The 18,404-nt window shown below is 66.6% G+C and carries 17 protein-coding genes; 7 read left to right on the forward strand and 10 right to left on the reverse strand.

Annotation, left to right across the window (positions count from 1 at the left end; translation table 11 throughout):
- The first annotated feature begins 364 nt into the window (after positions 1–364).
- Positions 365–1,087: a FadR/GntR family transcriptional regulator gene (locus tag CEJ42_RS14650; protein WP_088751571.1), complete on the forward strand. Its 723-nt coding sequence runs from the start codon at positions 365–367 to the stop codon at positions 1,085–1,087.
- Positions 1,088–1,106: 19 nt separating this feature from the next.
- On the opposite strand, the gene CEJ42_RS14655 is transcribed toward CEJ42_RS14650, so the two are convergent.
- A complete protein-coding gene (locus CEJ42_RS14655; RefSeq protein ID WP_088751572.1) occupies positions 1,107–1,730 on the reverse strand; it encodes an MSMEG_1061 family FMN-dependent PPOX-type flavoprotein in 624 nt (207 codons plus the stop codon).
- A gap of 102 nt (positions 1,731–1,832) precedes the next feature.
- On the opposite strand from CEJ42_RS14655, the gene CEJ42_RS14660 reads away from it, so the two are divergent.
- Positions 1,833–2,633, forward strand: a complete 801-nt coding sequence (locus CEJ42_RS14660; RefSeq protein ID WP_088751573.1) for an AraC family transcriptional regulator — start codon at positions 1,833–1,835, stop codon at positions 2,631–2,633.
- A 145-nt stretch (positions 2,634–2,778) separates the two neighbouring features.
- The gene (locus CEJ42_RS14665) at positions 2,779–3,195 is read left to right on the forward strand and encodes a PaaI family thioesterase (RefSeq protein ID WP_079217684.1); all 417 of its coding nucleotides are present in this window, start codon (positions 2,779–2,781) and stop codon (positions 3,193–3,195) included.
- On the opposite strand, the gene CEJ42_RS14670 is transcribed toward CEJ42_RS14665, so the two are convergent.
- From CEJ42_RS14670 to CEJ42_RS14700, 7 genes are all read right to left on the reverse strand, one after another.
- Positions 3,192–4,202 (reverse strand): SIS domain-containing protein, encoded by a 1,011-nt coding sequence (locus CEJ42_RS14670; RefSeq protein WP_088751668.1) that lies wholly within the window; start codon positions 4,200–4,202, stop codon positions 3,192–3,194. The genes CEJ42_RS14665 and CEJ42_RS14670 overlap by 4 nt on opposite strands.
- A gap of 10 nt (positions 4,203–4,212) precedes the next feature.
- Positions 4,213–5,340: an N-acetylglucosamine-6-phosphate deacetylase gene (gene nagA / locus CEJ42_RS14675; protein WP_079217685.1), complete on the reverse strand. Its 1,128-nt coding sequence runs from the start codon at positions 5,338–5,340 to the stop codon at positions 4,213–4,215.
- Between the two features lie 58 nt (positions 5,341–5,398).
- The gene (locus CEJ42_RS14680) at positions 5,399–6,313 is read right to left on the reverse strand and encodes a glucosamine kinase nucleotide-binding domain-containing protein (protein WP_088751574.1); all 915 of its coding nucleotides are present in this window, start codon (positions 6,311–6,313) and stop codon (positions 5,399–5,401) included.
- A 13-nt stretch (positions 6,314–6,326) separates the two neighbouring features.
- Positions 6,327–7,451 (reverse strand): ABC transporter ATP-binding protein, encoded by a 1,125-nt coding sequence (locus CEJ42_RS14685; protein WP_088751575.1) that lies wholly within the window; start codon positions 7,449–7,451, stop codon positions 6,327–6,329.
- A gap of 16 nt (positions 7,452–7,467) precedes the next feature.
- On the reverse strand, positions 7,468–8,355 hold the full coding sequence (locus tag CEJ42_RS14690; RefSeq protein WP_079217688.1) for a carbohydrate ABC transporter permease: 888 nt from the start codon (positions 8,353–8,355) through the stop codon (positions 7,468–7,470).
- Positions 8,356–8,407: 52 nt separating this feature from the next.
- On the reverse strand, positions 8,408–9,322 hold the full coding sequence (locus CEJ42_RS14695; RefSeq protein ID WP_088751576.1) for a carbohydrate ABC transporter permease: 915 nt from the start codon (positions 9,320–9,322) through the stop codon (positions 8,408–8,410).
- A gap of 213 nt (positions 9,323–9,535) precedes the next feature.
- Positions 9,536–10,783, reverse strand: a complete 1,248-nt coding sequence (locus CEJ42_RS14700) for an ABC transporter substrate-binding protein (protein WP_088751669.1) — start codon at positions 10,781–10,783, stop codon at positions 9,536–9,538.
- A gap of 483 nt (positions 10,784–11,266) precedes the next feature.
- Between CEJ42_RS14700 and CEJ42_RS14705 the strand changes: the two genes are divergently transcribed.
- The 4 genes from CEJ42_RS14705 to mgrA all read left to right on the forward strand — a co-directional run bounded on the left by CEJ42_RS14705 (position 11,267) and on the right by mgrA (position 16,119).
- Complete coding sequence (locus CEJ42_RS14705) at positions 11,267–12,619, forward strand: ABC transporter substrate-binding protein (RefSeq protein ID WP_088751577.1); 1,353 nt, start codon at positions 11,267–11,269, stop codon at positions 12,617–12,619.
- A 47-nt stretch (positions 12,620–12,666) separates the two neighbouring features.
- Positions 12,667–13,380: a response regulator gene (locus CEJ42_RS14710; protein WP_079217692.1), complete on the forward strand. Its 714-nt coding sequence runs from the start codon at positions 12,667–12,669 to the stop codon at positions 13,378–13,380.
- 124 nt (positions 13,381–13,504) lie between these two features.
- A complete protein-coding gene (locus CEJ42_RS14715) occupies positions 13,505–14,944 on the forward strand; it encodes an ATP-binding protein (protein ID WP_175354617.1) in 1,440 nt (479 codons plus the stop codon).
- Between the two features lie 140 nt (positions 14,945–15,084).
- A complete protein-coding gene (gene mgrA / locus CEJ42_RS14720) occupies positions 15,085–16,119 on the forward strand; it encodes an L-glyceraldehyde 3-phosphate reductase (protein ID WP_088751579.1) in 1,035 nt (344 codons plus the stop codon).
- Between the two features lie 260 nt (positions 16,120–16,379).
- Here the strand turns inward: mgrA and CEJ42_RS14725 are convergent, their stop codons facing one another.
- Both CEJ42_RS14725 and CEJ42_RS14730 read right to left on the reverse strand, forming a co-directional pair.
- Positions 16,380–16,844, reverse strand: a complete 465-nt coding sequence (locus CEJ42_RS14725; RefSeq protein ID WP_088751580.1) for a YbaN family protein — start codon at positions 16,842–16,844, stop codon at positions 16,380–16,382.
- 23 nt (positions 16,845–16,867) lie between these two features.
- Entirely contained in the window at positions 16,868–17,467 is a 600-nt protein-coding gene (locus tag CEJ42_RS14730; protein ID WP_088751581.1) for a biliverdin-producing heme oxygenase, read from the reverse strand.
- Positions 17,468–18,404 lie beyond the last annotated feature (937 nt).

The raw sequence follows: 18,404 nt of genomic DNA on the forward strand, positions 1-18,404 counted from the left end.
CTGCAATCCGGCGGCGCGGACGGCCCGGCGCTTGCGGTGCGCCCGGCGTGTGTCGCGACCGGCCTTCGCATCGATCGGCGCAAGGGGGCCTCGCGCCGGTCTCCTGTATTTCTTATTGATTGAATTGTTATGTGACGTCGTATAACTATAAATATAATTAGTCCGACTAATTCACAATGCAGGTGGACAACTCTAATGAGGCCGGAAGGGGAAGTCAACCGGATTTGGCGGGAATTTTGGCCTGGATGGCGCTTGTCAGGCCGTTGTCAGATACACTGGGTGCGGCGTCGGCAGGCAGTCTTGCGTCCGCCGGCCGGGTCATTCATAGTGCAGCAGGTAGACATCAACGCGGCAGTCATCGTACATGTTAGAGAATTCAGGCAGGGCAGAAGCCCCGGTGCAAGGCGACCAGTTGAGTCGTTCCGAGCAGATCTGCAAGCTGATCATTGCAGCGATCCTGCGCGGCGAACTGGCCGACAACAGGAAGCTGCCGACCGAGGTCGAGCTGGCGAACCGCTACGGCGCCTCGCGCACCACCATCCGCGAGGCGCTGTCGCGGCTGCGTTCGGAGGGGGTGGTGGTGTCGCGCCGCGGCTCCGGCAACTATGTCCAGCGCCTGCCGATGGACGAGCAGCAGGCGCGCCCGCAGCTGGGCAGCATCCATGACGTCGAGCGCTACTACGCCTTTCGCCTGTGCGTGGAAGTCGGCGCCGCGCAGATCGCCAGCGAGGCCCGCACCGAGGCCGACATCGCCGCCATGCGCACGGCGCACCAGGCGCTGAACCGCGCGCAACTCAGCGGCGGCACCTGCGTCGACGAGGACCTGGCGCTGCACATGGCCATCGCCCGCGCCTCGCACAATCCCTTCTTCATCTCCACCATCGGCAACGCGCTCGGCCCCATCCGCCAGTGCATGGAGCTGGCGCAAAACCTGGGCCGCCCGCATGCCGCCGAGCGCATCGACATCGTCGATGCCGAACACCTGGCCATCATCCAGGCCATCGCCGACGGCTCGGCCGAGCGTGCCGGCGAAGCTATGCGTATCCATATCGACAACGCCCGCCAGCGTATCTTCGAAGGCGGGTGAGGCACGTCCCGATCTGCGCTCAATACAGGTTGTTGCGCACGGACTGGTAATAGCCCGCGTCCATGGTCTGCGCGGCAGCCGCGTCGCCGCCGGTCAGGGCCGCCTTCATCTGCCCCGGGGAGGGCACGCTGGCGCGGTCTAGGCGCGCCTCCTCATCCCACAGCCCGGCGCGGTTGATCGCCTTGCCGCAGTGAAACAGCACCTCGTCGATGGCCACCACCACGGCGCATTTGGGTTTGCGCTCCTTCTCCGCCAGCCGCTCCAGCAGTTCGGCCCGCGTGCTGATGGCGGCGCGCCCGTTGATGCGCATGAACACCTCCAGTCCGGGAAACAGGAACAGCATGCCCACCCGATCATCCTGCGTGATGTTGTGCAGCGAGGCGATGCGGTTGTTGCCCGGCCAGTCGGCGAAAGCCACGTGCCTGTCGTCGAGCGCCTGCACGAAGCCCGCGGGGCCGCCGCGCGGCGAGGCGTCGAGTCCGGTCGCGCTGCCGCTGGCCAGGCAGAAGAAGGTGGCGACGTCGAGGTAGGCGCGATGAAAGGGCAGCAGATGCGGCAACACGCCCTTGACGATCATCTCGGACGGCGGCGCATACAGCCGCTCCAGGTCGGCGGCGACGAGCGCATTATCGGCGTGGCTCATGAGGGACTCCGGCGGGTCAGTGGACGATACTGGACAGCTTAGGGTAGGCCTTGATGGCGGTGATAGACTATCTGAGACATTCAATAACCCGAATCAGCCACGATGACGCCGGAACGCCTCAAACAGAAGATCGCCCGCGCCGCGCTCATCGGCGGCGATGATCCGCCGCTGGTGGCGCTAGCCGGCCGGCAAAGCGATCCGCGCGAATCGGGTCCGCACCATCACGCCACGGGGCAGCTGATGGGGTTGCTGTCGGGCCTTTTGAGCGTGCGCACCCACATGGGCGCCTGGGTGCTGCCGACCACGCGGGCGGTGTGGATTCCGCCTTCCCATGTGCATGCCGCACGTTCGCACGGGCCGTTCGAAGGCTGGGCGGTCTATGTCTCGCCGGCGGCCTGCGGCGCGTTGCCGGACCAGCCGCGGGTGATCGCCACGACCGCGCTGCTGCGCGAGGCCGTGCTGCGCGCCGCGCAGTGGGACATCGGCCCGCTGGCGCCGCAGCGGCAACGTCTTGCCGCGGTGATACTGGACGAGATCGGCGCCGCGCCGGCCGATACCTTCATGCTGCCCATGCCGGCCGACGCCAGGCTGCAGGGCATCGCCCGCGCCCTGGTCGGCGAGCCGGCGCACAGCCGCACGCTGGAGCAGTGGGCACAGTGGGCGCATGTTGCGCCGCGTACGCTGAGCCGCCGCTTCGTCGAGGAGACCGGCCTGAACTTCACCGCATGGCGCCAGCGCGCCCGCCTGCTGCGGGCGCTGGAACTGCTGGCCGGCGGCATGCCGGTCACCGCCATCGCGCCGGAGCTGGGCTACGACAACCCCAGCGCCTTCATCGCCTTGTTCAAGCGCACCTTCGGCACCACCCCGGGCCGCTACCTGGTGGCCAACCTGCCGCAAATCTGAGAGCTGTGAGACTTCTGAGACCGGGGAGCAGGCCAGCTCCAAGGCTCAGGTCGCACTCCGCATGCCGCGCCGGACTCGGCCAACCTGCAACAAGAGGTTCTGATACGCTGCTGCGCATACCAATTCAAAACAAGGGAGAGACCGCATGAGCGACATCAGGCAACGCATCGCCGCCAGCTTCAGCGCACAGGGCCTGATGGCGACCCTGGGCGCGCAGCTGGGGGCGGTGGAAGACGGCGAGGTGCGCATCGAGCTGCCGTTCTCAAAGCACCTGTCGCAGCAGCAGGGCTTCATGCATGCCGGCGCCACCACCACCATCCTCGACAACGCCTGCGGCTACGCCGCGCTGACCAAAGCGCCCGCCGGCTGCGAGGTGGTGACCGTGGAGTTCAAGGTCAACTTCATGCGCCCGGCCATCGGCGAGCGCTTCGTCGCCATCGGGCGCGTGCAGAATTCCGGCAGGTCGCTGGCGGTCTGCAGCGGCGAGGTGCTGGCCTTTGCCGGCGGCGCCAGCAAGGTGGTGGCGCTGATGCAGGCCACCATCGCCCACGTGGCCGCCTAGTTGGTCCTGGTCACCTTGTTGAGGTGGCGCGGCTTGTCCGCGTCCAGCCCGCGCGCGGCCGACAACTGCGCGGCCATCACATAGAAGGCCTGGATCGCGACGATGGGGTCGAGGTCGGGCGTGGCCGCCACCGGCAGCGTCAGGTCGCGCTGCGGGATATCGGACGGCGCCGCCAGCAGCACCCGGGCGCCGCGATGACGCATCTCGTCGGCCAGCTGCACCATGCCGGCCTGGCTGGGGCCGCGCGTGGCGAACATGAGCAGCGGATAGCCGTCGTCGATCAGCGCCATCGGACCGTGCTTGATCTCGGCGCCGCTGAAGGCCTCGGCCTGGATGGCGCAGGTTTCCTTGCACTTGAGCGCCGCTTCCAGCGCCAGCGGGAAGCCGATGCCGCGTCCCACCACCATCAGGCGATCGCTGCCGGCCAGCGCCTCCACCGCCGCCGACCAGTCGCATGCGGCCGCGGTGCGCAGCGCGTCGGGCAGCCGCTCCAGCGATTGCAGGAAGCCGGCGTCGTCCTGCCAGTGGCCGGTAAAGAGCGCACCCGCCACCAGGCTGGCGATGAAGCTCTTGGTCGCGGCCACGCTGGACTCCACGCCCGCGTGCAGCGGGATGCTCCATTCGGCCGCGCGCGCCAGCGGCGAGTCGGCGTTGTTGACCAGCGCCACGGTGGTCGCGCCGCCTTCGCGGAAGTAGCGGATCGGCTCCACCACGTCCGGGCTCTGGCCCGACTGCGAGATGGCGATGGCCAGCGCGTTCTTCGCAATCAGCGGCGCACGGTTCAGCGTCACCAGCGACATCGGCAGCGAGGCCACGATATGGCCCAGGCGCGCCATGGTCAGGTAGGCGCAATAATTGGCCGCGTGGTCCGAGCTGCCGCGCGCCACGGTGACGATGCCGGCCGGCGGCGCCGCGCGCAGCTTGCTGCCCAGTTCGGCATAGCGTTCGCGCTCCAGCGTGAGCTGCACGGCCACGTGATCGGCGGCCGAGCGCGCCTCCCGGAGCATCTGCGATTCGTTAGGCATCTGCGAGGTCAATCTCTTCTCCTTCCACATAAACGGCTTTGATGGCGAACTGGCGGTCCATCACGATGATGTCGGCATGGCAGCCGGCGTTGAGGCGGCCGCGATCGTCCAGGCCCAGGTAGTCGGCCGGGTAGGTCGAGGTGCGCAGCGAGGCTTCCGACACTTCCAGCCCCAGCGACACCAGGTTGCGCAGCGCCTGGTCCATGGTCAGGATGCTGCCGGCCAGGGTGCCGTCGTCCAGGCGCACGCCGCCGGCGCACTTGTGCACCACCTGGCGGCCCAGCGAATAGTCGCCGTCGGGCATGCCGGCCGCGGCGGTCGAGTCGGTCACGCAGTACAGTCGCGGAATGGCGCGCAACGCCGCGCGGATGGCGCCGGGATGCACGTGCAGCAGGTCGGGGATCAGCTCGGCATATTTGGCGTGGGCCAGCGCGGCGCCGGCCATGCCGGGCTCGCGGTGGTGGAAGCCGCTCATCGCGTTGAACAGATGGGTAAAGCCCGAGGCGCCGTGCGCCAGCGCGGCCACGCCGTCGTCGTAGCTGCCCAGCGTGTGGCCGATCTGCACCTTCAGCCCACGGTTGGCGAGCTTGCAGACCAGCTTCAGGTGGCCGTCCACTTCCGGCGCGATGGTGATCAGCTTCAGCGGCGCCAGGCTGTTGAGATGGTCGACCTGTTCCAGCGACGCCTCGATGGCGAAGTCGGGCTGCGCGCCCAGCTTGCCACGGTTGATGTAAGGCCCCTCCAGGTGCACGCCGAGGATGCGCGCACGGCCGCCGGCCGGCTCCTTGCAGGCCGCGCCGACCGCCTTGAGGGCGTTTTCCAGTTCCTCCAGCGGCGCCGTCATGGTGGTGGCCAGCAGGCTGGTGGTGCCGTGGCGTGCGTGCAGGCGCGTGATGGCCTTGACCGCGTCGCCGCCTTCCATCACGTCGCGCCCGCCGCCGCCGTGCACGTGCAGGTCGATGAAGCCGGGCAGGATGTAATCGCCCTCGTCGATGATGCGCGGTTCGCGCCGCAGCGGCCTGCCTTCGATGGAGCGGATGCGCTCGTCGAAGACGATGTCTCCGCTGACCCAGCCTTGCGGGGTCAGCACATTGCCATGGATATTCTTTATCGCGTTCATGGTGTCGTTTCCCGAGTGGTATTTTTTTATTGTGTGGTTGGTCTGTTACCGGCTGTTGTTATTGCGTGGCGCGCCGTGCCAGCAGCAATGCGCCATCGGCGGCATCGGAACGCGCCGCAACGATGCGCTGCCGCAGCCGCGCATCGAGATAAGGTTGCAGCGCGGCGGCCAGCCCGCCGCACAGCGCCAACGGCAGGCGCCGCGCCGGGTCCAGGGCTTCAGCCATCAGCGCGATCTCGGCGGCGGCGGCCTGCAGGATGCCGCGCGCGGCGGCGTCGCCGGCGGCGTGCGCCACCACCTGGCGGGCCACGCGGGCGAAGGCCGCCTGGTCGGCCAGCGCGAGCCAGTCGAGCAGCGCGTCGCGCTCGCTGCGGGCGTCGTCGTCGGCGTTTTCCTCGCGGCACAGCGCCAGCACGGCTTCGGTCAGCGGGCCGCGCGCGGCGCGGCCGTCCAGCGCCTGCTGCGCATGGTGCACGGCGCGCATGCCCATCCAGGCGCCGCTGCCGTCGTCGCCGGTGGGAAATCCCCAGCCGTCCACCACGCGCTGGCTGCCGTCCAGGTCGGAGGCGATGCCGATGGTGCCGGTGCCCACCGCGATCACCGCGCCGGGCCGCCCTTCATGCGCGCCCAGCAAGGTGGCCACGCCGTCGTTGGCGATCTCCAGCGCGCCGTAGGCGGGCGCGGCGGCGCGAAACTCGCTCGCCCATTGCGCCACGTTGTAACCGGCAATGCCCACGCCCACCGCCAGCTGTTGCAGCGAAGGAAGCGGCAGGCCGGCATTGGCGAAGGCGTCCGCGATGGTGGCCTCGATGGCGCGCCATGCGGCGGCGGCGCCGTTGCGCAGCGCCGAGCCCGGGCCCGCCGCCTGGGCCAGCACGCCGTGACCGGGCGCGGCGCCGGCGCGGGCCAGGCGCACCAGGGTCTTGGTGCCGCCGCCGTCCACGCCGACCAGGTAATCGATGGAGTTCGCCATGGTGTCTGCCGCCTCAGTGGCGACGCGAAGATTGCAGGTTGCCCGGTTTCAGGCGGCGCAGCGCCTGGCCATCGGCGCCGAACACGTGGAAGGCGTGGCTGTCGGCCGACAGCTGCAGGCGCTCGCCGATCTCGACGTTGCGGTTGCCGTCGCCGCGCACCACGATGTCGCCGCCGCCGTCCAGGCTCATGTAGATGAAGTTGGCCTCGCCCAGGTGCTCGACCAGGTTGACGGTGCCGGCGAAGCGCTCCGAGCCTTCGCCGTGTTCGCGGATCTGCTCGGCGCGCAGGCCCAGCGTGACGCGCTCGCCCGGCTGCGCCGAGCCCGGCGCCACGTCCGCCTGCAGCTGCACGCCGCCGGCGATCTCCAGGCGCAGGCCGTCGACGGCGGCATGGATCACCGTGGCCGGCAGGAAGTTCATCTTGGGCGAGCCGATGAAGCCGGCCACGAACAGGTTCTGCGGCTGCTGGTACAGCTCCAGCGGCGTGCCGGCCTGCTGGATGCGGCCCTCGTGCATCACCACGATCTTGTCGCCCAGCGTCATCGCCTCGACCTGGTCGTGGGTGACGTAGACGATGGTGGCGGCCAGCTGCTTGTGCAGCTTGGCGATCTCCAGCCGGGTCTGCACGCGCAGCGCGGCGTCGAGGTTGGACAGCGGTTCGTCGAACAGGAACAGGCGCGGCTTGCGCACGATGGCGCGGCCGATCGCCACGCGCTGGCGCTGGCCGCCGGAGAGTTCGCGCGGCAGGCGTTCCAGCAGGTGGTCGATCTTGAGGATGCCGGCGGCGTGGCGGATGCGCTGGTCGATCTCGCTCTTGCTGCTGCCGGCCACCTTCAGGCCGAAGGCCATGTTCTTGTACACCGTCATGTGCGGATACAGCGCATAGCTCTGGAACACCATGGCGATGCCGCGCTCGGCCGGCGGCAGGTGGTTGACCACCTTGCCGCCGATGGCGAGCTGGCCGCCGCTGATGTCTTCCAGTCCGCACAGCATGCGCAGCAGGGTCGACTTGCCGCAGCCCGAGGGGCCGACCAGCACGCAGAACTCGCCGTCGCGGATGTCGAGGTTCAAACCGGCCAGCACATCGGCTTTGCCGTCGTAGGACTTGCGCAGATTTTCAATGTTGACGTTTGCCATGTCGATTCCAGTGGGGTTACTTGACGGCGCCCGAGGTCAGGCCGCGGATCAGCTGGCGCGAGAACGCCACGTACAGGAGCAGGATCGGGATCACCGCCATCGACAGCGCGGCCAGCACCGAATTCCAGTCGGTGGCGTATTGCCCGATGAACTGCTGCACGCCCAGAGTGACGGTGCGGGTGTCTTCGCCGGGCGCGAGGATCAGCGGGAACCACAGGTCGTTCCACGCCGGGATCATGGTGAACACCGCCACCGTGGCAATGGCCGGGCGGATCAGCGGCAGGATCACCTGGAAGAAGATGGCGATCTCGCCCACGCCGTCGCAGCGCGCGGCGTCCTTGAGTTCGGTGGGGATCTGGCGGATGAACTCGGACAGGATCATCACCGCCAGCGGCAGGCCTTGCGCGGTGTAGACCAGGATCAGCGCGGTGCGGGTGTTGATCAGGTCCAGCGCCACGATCAGCTGCAGGATCGACACCGTGCCCAGGCGGATCGGGATCATGATGCCGATGGCGATGAAGAAGTTGAGGAAGCGGTTGCCGGGAAACTTGTACTCCGACAGCGCCCAGCCGGCCATCGCGCCAAACAGCACGATCAGCACCAGCGCGCCCACCGTCACCACCAGGCTGTTGCCGAAGTAGAGCAGGAAGTGGGTGCCGGAGAGCACCTTCTGGAAGCCGACCAGGGTCAGCGTCTCGGCGGTGGGCAGGGCCATCGGTCCTTCGAAGATGGCGTTGCGGGTCTTCACCGAGTTGATCAGGATCAGCGCGATCGGAAACAGCGCGATGACCGCGTAGATGCACAACACGAAGTGCACCCAGAGATGTCCGGCCGGGCCGAAGCTGCGCTGCACCAGCGTCGGCCGGGCCGCTGCCGCGGGAGCGGCGTAGGAAGAAGAAGGCATCGATTGGTCCTCGGGATTGTTGCGGTGAGGGCTTGCCTGCCGGCTGCGGTCGTCAGAGCGCATAGCGGGTCAGGCGGCGCTGCACCATGACGAAGTAGGCGCCCACGCCGCCCAGGATCACCAGGAACATCAGCGTGGCCACGGCCGCGCCCATGGTAGGGCTGCCGATCTGCGCCTGGTAACCGAAGAAGGTGCGGTAGAAATAGGTGCCCAGCAGGTCGGCCGAATAATTGGGGCCGGCCAGTGCGCCCTTGACGGAGTAGATCAGGTCGAAGGCATTGAAGTTGGCCACGAAGGTGAGGATGGTCACCAGTCCCAGCGTCGGGTAGATCAGCGGCAGCTTGATCTGCCAGAAGATGCGCAGGCTGCTCGCGCCCTCGGCGTGCGCCGCCTCCAGCACTTCTTCGGGCACCGCCAGCAGCGCCGCGTAGATCAGCATCATCGGGATGCCGATGTATTGCCATACCGAGATCAGCGACAGCGTGATGAGGGCGGTGGATTCCTGGCCCAGCCAGGGACCGAACCAGTCGGCCAGGCCGACCAGGCCCATCAGCTTTTCGCCCACGCCCCACAGCGGCGAGAGGATCAGCTGCCAGATGAAGCCGATGATCACCACCGACAGCAGCGTGGGCAGGAAGATCAGCGTGCGGTAGGTGCGCGCGCCGCGCAGGCCCTTGAGGCTGAACAGCGTGGCCAGCAACAGGCCGATCGGATTTTGCAGCAGCATGTGGATGCAGAAGAACTTGACGTTGTTCCACATGGCGTTCCAGAAGGCGGCCGACCAGTCGGCGTCGAACAGGATGGTGCGATAGTTGTCGAGGCCGACGAAGCTGCGCACCCCGGCATCGTTGCTGGTGTAGAAGCCCAGCCGCAGCGTGTCCGCCAGGGGCAGGGCGCTGAACATGGAGTAGATGATGACGGCAGGCGCAAGGAATACCAGCAGCTGCCACGCGCGGACTTTTTTCACGACGTCTCCTGAGGACTTGAGTAGCTTGGCGTCTATGATTTTTATGTGCCAAGCCGGCAAAGAATCGGCCGCCGTAACCTGTTCGTGATCCGTAGCGAGAGGCCGTCAGCCGGTATCGGCCGGAGCGCAGGAACCGGAGTGTACTTTGGTACACGAGGATTCCGAGCACCGCCCGATGCCGGATCACGGCCTCGCAGTAGGATCACGGACAGGTTACTGCTGCGGCTTGTACCACTTGGCGAACCCGGCCTGGATCTTGGCGGCGGCATCCTTCGGGGTCAGCTTGCCGTTCAGGACCTGGGCGTTGACGTTCCACATCTCGTTTTCCATGCTCGGCGTGCCGCGGTTCAGGATCTGCGAGTTCACGCGGATGGTCGAGGCGCAGCCCTTGCGCCAGCCGATCATCTGCTTGGCGATCGGATCCTTCACCGAGATCAGGTGGTTCGACAGCGAGAAGAAGCCGGTGACCTTGTTGGTGTAGAGGTCGGCGAACTCCTGCGAACCCAGCCAGGCGAGGAACTTGTAGGCGTCTTCCTTGTTCTTGGATTTCTTGTTCACGCCCATGCCGATGTCGTTGTGGTCCGAGATGTAGCAGGCGTCGCCGGCCTTGGGCACCGGCGGCGGGAAGGCGCCCATGTCCAGCTTGCCGTTGAAGTAGGCGATATCCCAGGAGCCGGCCGGGTAGACCGCGCCCTTGCCCAAGGCGAACATGTTCTGGCTGTCGCTGTAGGTCTGGGCCGACGCGCCCTTGGGCAGGTACTGCGCCAGCTTGGCCTCATATTCCCAGGCCGCCACGAATTGCGGATCGGTGAACTTGGCCTTGCCGGAGATCAGCGCCTTGCGGCCTTCCTCGCCCTTCCAGTAGTTGGGGCCGATGCCGGTGAACAGCACCTGGTGCGACTCCCACTGCTCGGAGGTGCCCATCACCAGCGGCGTGTACTTGCCGCTGGCCTTGACGGTGTCGAGCAGCTTGAAGAATTCCGCCTCGGTCTTGGGCGGCTCCAGGTTCAGTTCCTTGAAGATCTTGGTGTTGTAGAAGAAGCCGTGGATCACCGAGGCGATCGGCATGCAGAAGGTGTCTTTGCCATCGTCGGTCTGCCATGCGGTCTTGGCGGCCGGCGCGAAGAACTCCATGCCCGGTTTGCCGTCCAGCTTTTCCAGGTGGCCCTTGTTATAGAGCGACAGCGAGACGTCGAACGGGCGGCAGGCCACCAGGTCGCCGGCGGTGCCGCCGGCCAGGCGCGCGGCCAGGCTGGAGTCGTATTCGGTAGGTGCGGTCGGCGAGAACTTCACGGTGATGCCGGGGTTCTTCTTCTGGAAGGCGGGGATCAGCACGTCCTGCCACAACTGCAGGTCGTCGACCCGCCAGCTCTCGATGGTCAGGTTGCCGGCCTGGGCATGGCCGGCCAGCGCCATGGCCAGCGTGGCGGCACAGGCGGCGCCGGCCACCAGGCGTTGCATGAAGGGGCGTGCGCCCGGTTTTTTCGCGGTGTGCATCAGAGGTCTCCTTGTTTATCGTTGGTATGCCTGCTTGATGATTGCTGTGTGCCGTGCGTGCTTGAGGGATGGGCAACAGCAGAGGCAGCGGGGCGAAGTTAGCACCGGGGAGCGTGTGATGCGAACATTTGAGAGGAAGCCGGGGGTATCGATTAACTCATTGATTAAAAAGGAGAAAATCGATATTTTGAAATGTCGTGGATTACATATCCTTACACGCTGCGCGGCGCCGGCGATGGCCTTGCGGGCATGAATGGCGGCTGGGGCGGCGCACGTGGTGGGAGAGCGCCGGAAAGGTAAGCAAAGACAAGATTACATTTCTTTACATGACATAAGGCGTCTTAATCATTTTTCAGGCGCTGCGGCGGCTCGGGAAAGGCCCTGCGCAAATTGCGCAATGGCAGTCGCCCGGCTATAGTCTCTCCCGGTTTGGAGACATTCAACATAATGATAAAAATGAAACGGCCCGTCGTCGCGCGCATCGGTCCGGCCCTCGCTCGAGGCGCCGCCGCATGCCTGCTCGCGACGTGCGCGCTGGGCATGCCGCAGGGCGCGCCGGCGCAGGCCGTGGCGGCTCCCGCCGGCGCCGTTCCGGTCAACCCGACCCCGGCCCGCTCGCTGCAGGTGCTGCACTGGTGGACGTCGGCCGGCGAGCGGCGCGCCGTCGACGTGGTGGTGAACCAGTTGGCGAAACAGGATATCCAATGGCGCGACATCCCCATCCCCGGCGGCGGCGGCATGGGCGCCGGCAAGGTGCTCAAGAGCATGGTGCTGGCCAATCGCGCGCCGGAGGTGACGCAGTTGAACGGCGTGATCTTCGGCGAATGGGCCGACCTCGGCCTGCTGCTGGAGCTGGACAATGTCGCCGTGCAGGGCAATTGGGAAAAGCAGATGTTCCCGACCGTGTGGCAGCTGCTCAACAACCGCGGCCATGTGGTGGCGGCGCCGCTGGGCATCCACCGCATCAACACGCTGTTCTACAACGTGGGCGTGTTCCGGCGCCTGGGGCTGACGCCGCCCAAGACCTGGGACGAGTTCTACCGCGTGGCCCACGTGTTGCGCGAGGCCGGTGTCACGCCCCTGGCGCAGAGCGCCGAGGCCTGGCAGGTCGCCACGCTGTTCGAGAACCTGGCGCTGGGCGAGAGCGGTCCGGCCTATTACCGCCGGCTGTTCGTGGATGTGAGCCCGAGCGCCTACGCCGATCCGCGCATGCTGCATATCCTGCGCCAGTTGCGCAAGCTCGGCGAGACCATGGACCAGCCGGTGCGCGAGCGCGCCTGGACGGACGCCGCGCGCAGCATGGCCAACGGCGAGGCCGGGATGTTCATCATGGGCGACTGGGCCAAGGGCGAGTTCAACGCCTGGGGGCTGACGGTGGACCAGCAGTTCGGTTGCGCGCCGGTGCCGGGCACGGGCGAATACCACCTGTACAGCACCGACACGCTGGCCATGTTTGCCGGCGACTATTCGAACCAGGCCAAGCAGGAAACGCTGGCGCAGATTGTCGCCTCGCCGGCGGTGCAGTCGGAATACAATAAATTCAAGGGTTCCATTCCGGTCTGGCGCGCGCCGGATCCGCACATGGACCGCTGCGCGCGCGACTCGTGGCGCGCGTTCAGCAAAGGGGCGGCCTGGCTGGCGCCCAGCCTGGTGCACCGCATGGCCAGCGACGAGACCACCAAGGACGCCATCATCGCCGAGGTGCAGCGCTTCTTCCTCGACCGCAACGTCACCGAAGAGCAGGCGCAGAAACGGCTGGCGTCGATCGCGCGCACCCTGACGCGCAACCGCAATGACTGAGAACAAGTAATCAAGCAGCAATCGAGATGCAATTGGAGACGGCAATCATGACGCGCAAAATATTGATCGTCGACGACGACCAGAAGACCCGCACACTGCTCAAGGCCTATCTGGAAAAGAACCAGTACGAGGTGCGGCTGGCGCACGACGGCGCGGCCTTCCTCGCCGAATTCACGCGCTATGCGGATGAGCTTTCGCTGGTGATCCTGGACGTGATGCTGCCCGACACCGACGGCTTCGCGCTGTGCAAGACGGTGCGCCGCAAATCCAACGTGCCCATCATCATGCTCACCGCCAGCTCCGACGAGACCGACCGCGTGGTCGGCCTGGAACTGGGCGCCGACGACTACATCGCCAAGCCCTACAGCCCGCGCGAACTGCTGGCGCGCATCAAGGCCATCCACCGCCGCATCGGCATCGACAGCGCCAACGCGCCGCGCTACTACCGCTTCGTCGGCTTCACGCTCGATACGGTGGAGCGCACGCTGCTCGACAGCGCCGGCGCCGTGGTGTCGCTGACCGGCATGGACTACCAGCTGCTGAAGTACTTCGTCGAACATCCCGGCGACGTGCTGGACCGCAACGTGCTGTGCGAAGAGACGCGCGGGCGCGACGCCGGTCCGCTGGACCGCTCGCTGGACGTGCAGATCAGCAAGCTGCGCCTGCGTCTGAACGACGGCGGACGCCAGCCGCACCTGATCAAGACCGTGCGCGGCGCCGGCTACGTGTTCTCGGCCGACGTCAGCGCCGCGGCCGCGTGATTCCGACTCCCGCTCCGTGAACGACACCGTCTCCGCCGCAACGGACGCCGCCGCGCCCGCAGCCGCCGGCGCGCCCGCGCGGCCGGCCACGCTGCGCGGCCGGCTGGCGGCGTTGCTGGACTGGATGCTGCCGGACTCGCTCCTGGGCCGGCTGTCGGTGGTGATGATCTTCGGTGTCCTGGTCACCCAGGTCGCGGGCGGCATGATCTGGGCCGCCCAGCTGCGCAGCAAGTCCGAGGCCGAGACCCGCGTGGCTGCGCAGCACCTGGCGCACAGCGCCTCGGTGGCGATCCGTTACTTCATGAGTCTGCCGGCCAACTACCGGCCGCTGATGATCCAGCAGCTGCGCGAGATGGGCGGCACGCGCTTTTTCATCAACGCCAACAGTTCCCTGGTGCCGGTCACCCCCATCGCCGACAACCCGCTGGCGGCGGTGGCCATCGACGTCGCCGCGCAGACCCTGCGCGACGACCTGCCCTTCTTGCCGGAGGCCAGGCTGGACTTCGCCTGGCCGGACAACCTGCAGGTCTCCAGCGACGGCCTGAAGGTCGGCGACCTGCCCGACAACTGGGTGCAGCACATCCTGCTGACCAAGCCGAACTCGGCGCCGGTGCTGGTGATCCAGATGCAGGTCGAGAACGGCCGCTGGCTCTACCTGGCCGCGCTGATGCCCAATCCCTACTTCCTCGACAGCGGCAATCCGCTGTGGCTGGACCGCCTGGTGCTGCAGGGATTGTCGCTGGCGGCCATCCTGCTGCTGACCATCCTGGTGGTGCGCTGGACCACGCGCCCGCTGGCCGCGCTGGCCGACGCCGCCGAAGCCTTCGGCAAGGGCGAGACGGTGCCCGAGCTGCCGGGCACCGGCAGCCGCGAATACGTCAAGACCGCGCGCGCCTTCTCCGGCATGCGCGAGCGCATCAAGCGCTACCTCGAGGACCGCGAGCGCCTGTTCGTCTCCATCTCGCACGACCTGCGCACCCCCATCACGCGCCTGAAGCTGCGCACCGAGCTGATGGACGACGACGACATGCGCACCGAGTTCCATGACGACCTCGATGAGCTCGACATGATGGTCAAGGGCGCGCTGCAGTCGGTCAAGGACAGCGACATCCACGAGAACCGCACCGAGGTGCGCCTGGACGCGCTGGTGACGCGCATGATCCGCGACGCCAAGATGGCCGGCCACGAGATCGCCTTCACGCCCTCGGGCATCACCGTCAACGCCAAGCCGCTGGCGCTCAAGCGCGCCATCGGCAACCTGTTCGACAACGCGCTGTACTACGGCCAGAAGGTCGAGATCGCCATCCGCCCGACCCAGGGCGTGGGCGGCAGCCTGGTCGAGATCGAGATCCGCGACCACGGCCCCGGCGTGCCGGAAGACGCCATGGGCACGCTGTTCCAGCCCTATGTGCGGCTCGAGCACGGGCGCGCCCAGAACAGCGGCGGCATGGGCCTGGGCCTGGGCATCTCGCGCAACATCGTGCAGGCGCACGGCGGCGAACTGCTGCTGCGCAATCATCCGGAAGGCGGGCTGATCGCCACCATCATCCTGCCGGCGCGCTGAAGGCGGCGATGCGATCCATCTGCCAGGCAGATCAATCGCATCGAAATATTCCATTTAAAAAAGCAGAGTCTGCGGCGTAGACTTTGCGGGCTCCCCTCCGATGGTTCGCCATCGACCCACAACCAAGAACAAGGACACCCATGACCTATATCGCCGATCCGTCCCGCTACGATGGCAAGATGCCCTACCGCCGCACCGGCAGGAGCGGCCTGCTGCTGCCGGCCATCTCGCTGGGCCTGTGGCAGAACTTCGGCGGCGCCGACAATTTCGAGATCGGTCGCGCCGTGCTGCGCCGGGCCTTCGACCGCGGCGTCACCCACTTCGACCTGGCCAACAACTACGGCCCGCCGGCCGGCTCGGCCGAAGAAAACTTCGGCCGCTGGCTGGCCAAGGATTTCGCCGCCTATCGCGATGAGCTGGTGATCTCCAGCAAGGCCGGCTGGCAGATGTGGCCCGGTCCCTACGGCGGCCCCAGCGGCGCGCGCAAGCACTTGATCGCCAGCTGCGAGCAGAGCCTGCGCCGCATGGGCCTGGACTATGTCGACATCTTCTATTCGCACCGCGTCGACGCCGACACGCCGCTGGAAGAAACCATGGGCGCGCTGGCGCAGCTGCATCGCCAGGGCAAGGCGCTGTATGTGGGCATCTCGTCCTATTCGCCGGAGCTGACCCGCAAGGCCGCCGCCATCCTCAAGAGCGAAGGCGTGCCGCTGCTGATCCACCAGCCCAACTACTCGATGCTCAACCGCAGCATCGAAAGCGGCCTGCTGCCGGCGCTGGAAGAGCTGGGCGTGGGCTGCATCGGCTTCTCGCCGCTGGCCCAGGGCCTGTTGACCTCCAAGTACCTGGACGGCGTGCCCGAAGGCGCGCGCGTCACCCGCGCCCCCTCGCTGCCGCAGCGCATGCTGTCGCCGGAGAACCTGGCGCGCATCCGCGCACTCAACGAGATCGCAAAGAAGCGCGGCCAGACCCTGGCGCAGATGGCGATCGCCTGGGTGCTGCGCGATGCGCGCGTGACCTCGGCGCTGATCGGCGCGCGCACCGTCGAGCAGCTGGACGATTCGCTGGACGCGCTGAAGAAGGCCGACTTCACGGCCGAGGAGCTCCAACAGATCGACAGCCACGCCACCGATGGCGATGTCGACCTGTGGAAGGTGTCGTCCTCGATCACCTGATCGCCGATGGCGCAACAAGGGGCCTGGGCTGTTTCGACGGCGCAGGCCCTTTTTATTGTGGGTGGCAGTCAGGGATGACGAACACGCCGGGATGACAACCAATCGAGGGGGCAAGCCGGCGTCGTCGCTACGTTCCGGAATCGGAATCCGGCGGCGTTGAAGCGGCGGGCCGCGGACAAGGCCGCGAGCACCGGACCGGATCAAAACAAAAGGGCCGCATGCAGCATGCGGCCCTTTGTCGTGGTAGCGAAAGCGGGCGCCTACTTCGCCGCGTCTTCCCTCGCTTTGACGTCTTGCACGCGCTCCGGCCGCGACCACATCCACATCGCGCCCGCCGCCATGCCCAGCGCGGCCAGCACGATGATCCAGCGATGTTTCACCGTCAGCAGCATGATCACCAGGCACAGGCTCATCATCAGCGAGGCGCTGATCTTGGCGCGTCGCGCCACCACGCGGCCGTTGCGCCAGTTGTGGATCATCACGCCGAACACCGGATGGTGTTCGAGCCAGCGCTGCAGGCGCGGCGATCCCTTGCCCGCGGCCCAGGCCGACAGCAGGATGAACTCCGTGGTCGGAATGCCGGGGATGAAGACGGCGACGATGCCTACGCCCAGGCTGAGGTAGGCCAGCGCCAGCCACAGCCAGCGCGTGCGCGCCGGGGCCAGTTGCGAAGGTGGGGCGCCTTCGGCGCCCGCGTGGTCATCGGGAGAGGCCTGCATATCCATGCCGCGTGCCGCTGCAAAGGGCCTCAGTTCAGCGCGAAGTAGCGCCTGAGCAGGTCGCCGAAGCGACCATAGGCCGCTGCGGCGCCGGCCAGCACGGCCTCGTGCTCGCTCTGCGGCAGCGACGGCCGGTCGAGGAAGCTGACGAACCGGCGCCAGACGATTGCGCGTCCTTCCGGGTAGGCGGCCAGGTTGCGCGCGCCGTAGGTTTCGGACAGGCCCAGTTTTTCCTTCACCTCCTTGAGCAGGAAGGCCGCGCCCAGCGTCGAGCCTTCCGACACATAGAGCCAGCCCAGCGCCTCGGGCATGGCCACGCCCTGGCTGGCGATGGCTTCTTCGCCGGCCGACGCGCCCAGGTCGGCCAGGTCGGCCAGGTCGGCCAGCGCCGCCGCCTCGCGGCCGCGCACCTGCAGGTCGGGCACGGCGTCGCGGATGGACGGATCGGCGAACAGGTGCTCGACGTCGCGCTGGAAATGATATTGCGCCGCCACGAAGCGGGCGTAGTTGGCGCGGCTGGCGAAGGGCTGGGCGCGCTCCATCAGGGAATGCATCAGCTCGTGCAGCTCCCCGGTCTCGTTCTTCAGGCGCTCGGAGAGCAGGGCGGGGCGTTCGGTCACGGTATTCATGGCAGGTTCATCGGGTTTGGCGGCACGGCCGCTGCTGGCGGCCAACGCCGCCAGGACTGGATCTCATCATCGGATCCCCGCAAGCGGGCGTGGTTCAAGCATAAGCCGGATTCGGCCTGGCTGCAGGAAGGGGGGAGATGAGGCGGCTGGCAGACCCGGTGGCGCGGGAGGCGCCGATTGGCGCCGCGATCCGTGCGGATGTCTGGCTGACTGAACGGCAGATTCTACCTCATCGCCGGCGCGGCGCGGGCGGCCGGAAGATCGCATCCGTCGTGAACCGATGCGACATGCATCTGCGCTGCGATGAGAAAAAATGCATTCATGTAACACGTAAGTAAAAATTAACACGTATATTCCGCTGCGTGCAGAAGCTGACAAATAGCTGACTGCTGCATGACGGCTGTCTACGGTCCGCGCGCACCAGCATGCGCGGCCGTTTCAATGGGCCAAAGAGCCTTGTACACAACGCGGCGTCCGGGTGACATCGCCGCGAAAAAATCGCCATCGAATTTCGGCCTTGATGAATGCGCCATCCAGCGCAGGGACGCACACGTCCCTTCATTGCGGCCGGATGTACAGGGCCCTCAACCAGGGCCCGGGGCCAACTCGCCCTTTTTATTTTCAAACTTTCAGGGGTATTCATAGGATTATGTTTTTTATGTATGTAGCCATAACTTAATAGGCCTTTATTTGATTGAGCGTATCTTTAAGCTAGCGAAAAAATCTAGCCGTAAGTCGTCACAACAAATGACTGCCGCAAAGTAACGCTTCCATAAGAAAATAGTTCTGCTGAATAACTCCTGAAGGCCAAAACGCTACGAGATAAGTAGCGCTACGCCAGAAATATCCGGCACGAAGTGTCCTTGCGTGGGCGGGGATACTCAGTGCCTGATTGTGGTGATCAGCGGGCACGACTTGCTCGCGATCACGATTTTTA

This window comes from Herbaspirillum robiniae, from assembly GCF_002213415.1.
Classification (GTDB): domain Bacteria; phylum Pseudomonadota; class Gammaproteobacteria; order Burkholderiales; family Burkholderiaceae_D; genus Herbaspirillum; species Herbaspirillum robiniae.

What these genes read in the sequence shown, in the direction of transcription:
- CEJ42_RS14650 (WP_088751571.1), top strand. Translation starts at nt 365, where the DNA reads ATGTTAGAGAATTCAGGCAGGGCAGAAGCCCCGGTGCAAGGCGACCAG.
- CEJ42_RS14655 (WP_088751572.1), bottom strand. Translation starts at nt 1,730, where the DNA reads ATGAGCCACGCCGATAATGCGCTCGTCGCCGCCGACCTGGAGCGGCTG.
- CEJ42_RS14660 (WP_088751573.1), top strand. Translation starts at nt 1,833, where the DNA reads ATGACGCCGGAACGCCTCAAACAGAAGATCGCCCGCGCCGCGCTCATC.
- CEJ42_RS14665 (WP_079217684.1), top strand. Translation starts at nt 2,779, where the DNA reads ATGAGCGACATCAGGCAACGCATCGCCGCCAGCTTCAGCGCACAGGGC.
- CEJ42_RS14670 (WP_088751668.1), bottom strand. Translation starts at nt 4,202, where the DNA reads ATGCTCCGGGAGGCGCGCTCGGCCGCCGATCACGTGGCCGTGCAGCTC.
- nagA (WP_079217685.1), bottom strand. Translation starts at nt 5,340, where the DNA reads ATGAACGCGATAAAGAATATCCATGGCAATGTGCTGACCCCGCAAGGC.
- CEJ42_RS14680 (WP_088751574.1), bottom strand. Translation starts at nt 6,313, where the DNA reads ATGGCGAACTCCATCGATTACCTGGTCGGCGTGGACGGCGGCGGCACC.
- CEJ42_RS14685 (WP_088751575.1), bottom strand. Translation starts at nt 7,451, where the DNA reads ATGGCAAACGTCAACATTGAAAATCTGCGCAAGTCCTACGACGGCAAA.
- CEJ42_RS14690 (WP_079217688.1), bottom strand. Translation starts at nt 8,355, where the DNA reads ATGCCTTCTTCTTCCTACGCCGCTCCCGCGGCAGCGGCCCGGCCGACG.
- CEJ42_RS14700 (WP_088751669.1), bottom strand. Translation starts at nt 10,783, where the DNA reads ATGCAACGCCTGGTGGCCGGCGCCGCCTGTGCCGCCACGCTGGCCATG.
- CEJ42_RS14705 (WP_088751577.1), top strand. Translation starts at nt 11,267, where the DNA reads ATGATAAAAATGAAACGGCCCGTCGTCGCGCGCATCGGTCCGGCCCTC.
- CEJ42_RS14710 (WP_079217692.1), top strand. Translation starts at nt 12,667, where the DNA reads ATGACGCGCAAAATATTGATCGTCGACGACGACCAGAAGACCCGCACA.
- CEJ42_RS14715 (WP_175354617.1), top strand. Translation starts at nt 13,505, where the DNA reads ATGCTGCCGGACTCGCTCCTGGGCCGGCTGTCGGTGGTGATGATCTTC.
- mgrA (WP_088751579.1), top strand. Translation starts at nt 15,085, where the DNA reads ATGACCTATATCGCCGATCCGTCCCGCTACGATGGCAAGATGCCCTAC.
- CEJ42_RS14725 (WP_088751580.1), bottom strand. Translation starts at nt 16,844, where the DNA reads ATGGATATGCAGGCCTCTCCCGATGACCACGCGGGCGCCGAAGGCGCC.
- CEJ42_RS14730 (WP_088751581.1), bottom strand. Translation starts at nt 17,467, where the DNA reads ATGAATACCGTGACCGAACGCCCCGCCCTGCTCTCCGAGCGCCTGAAG.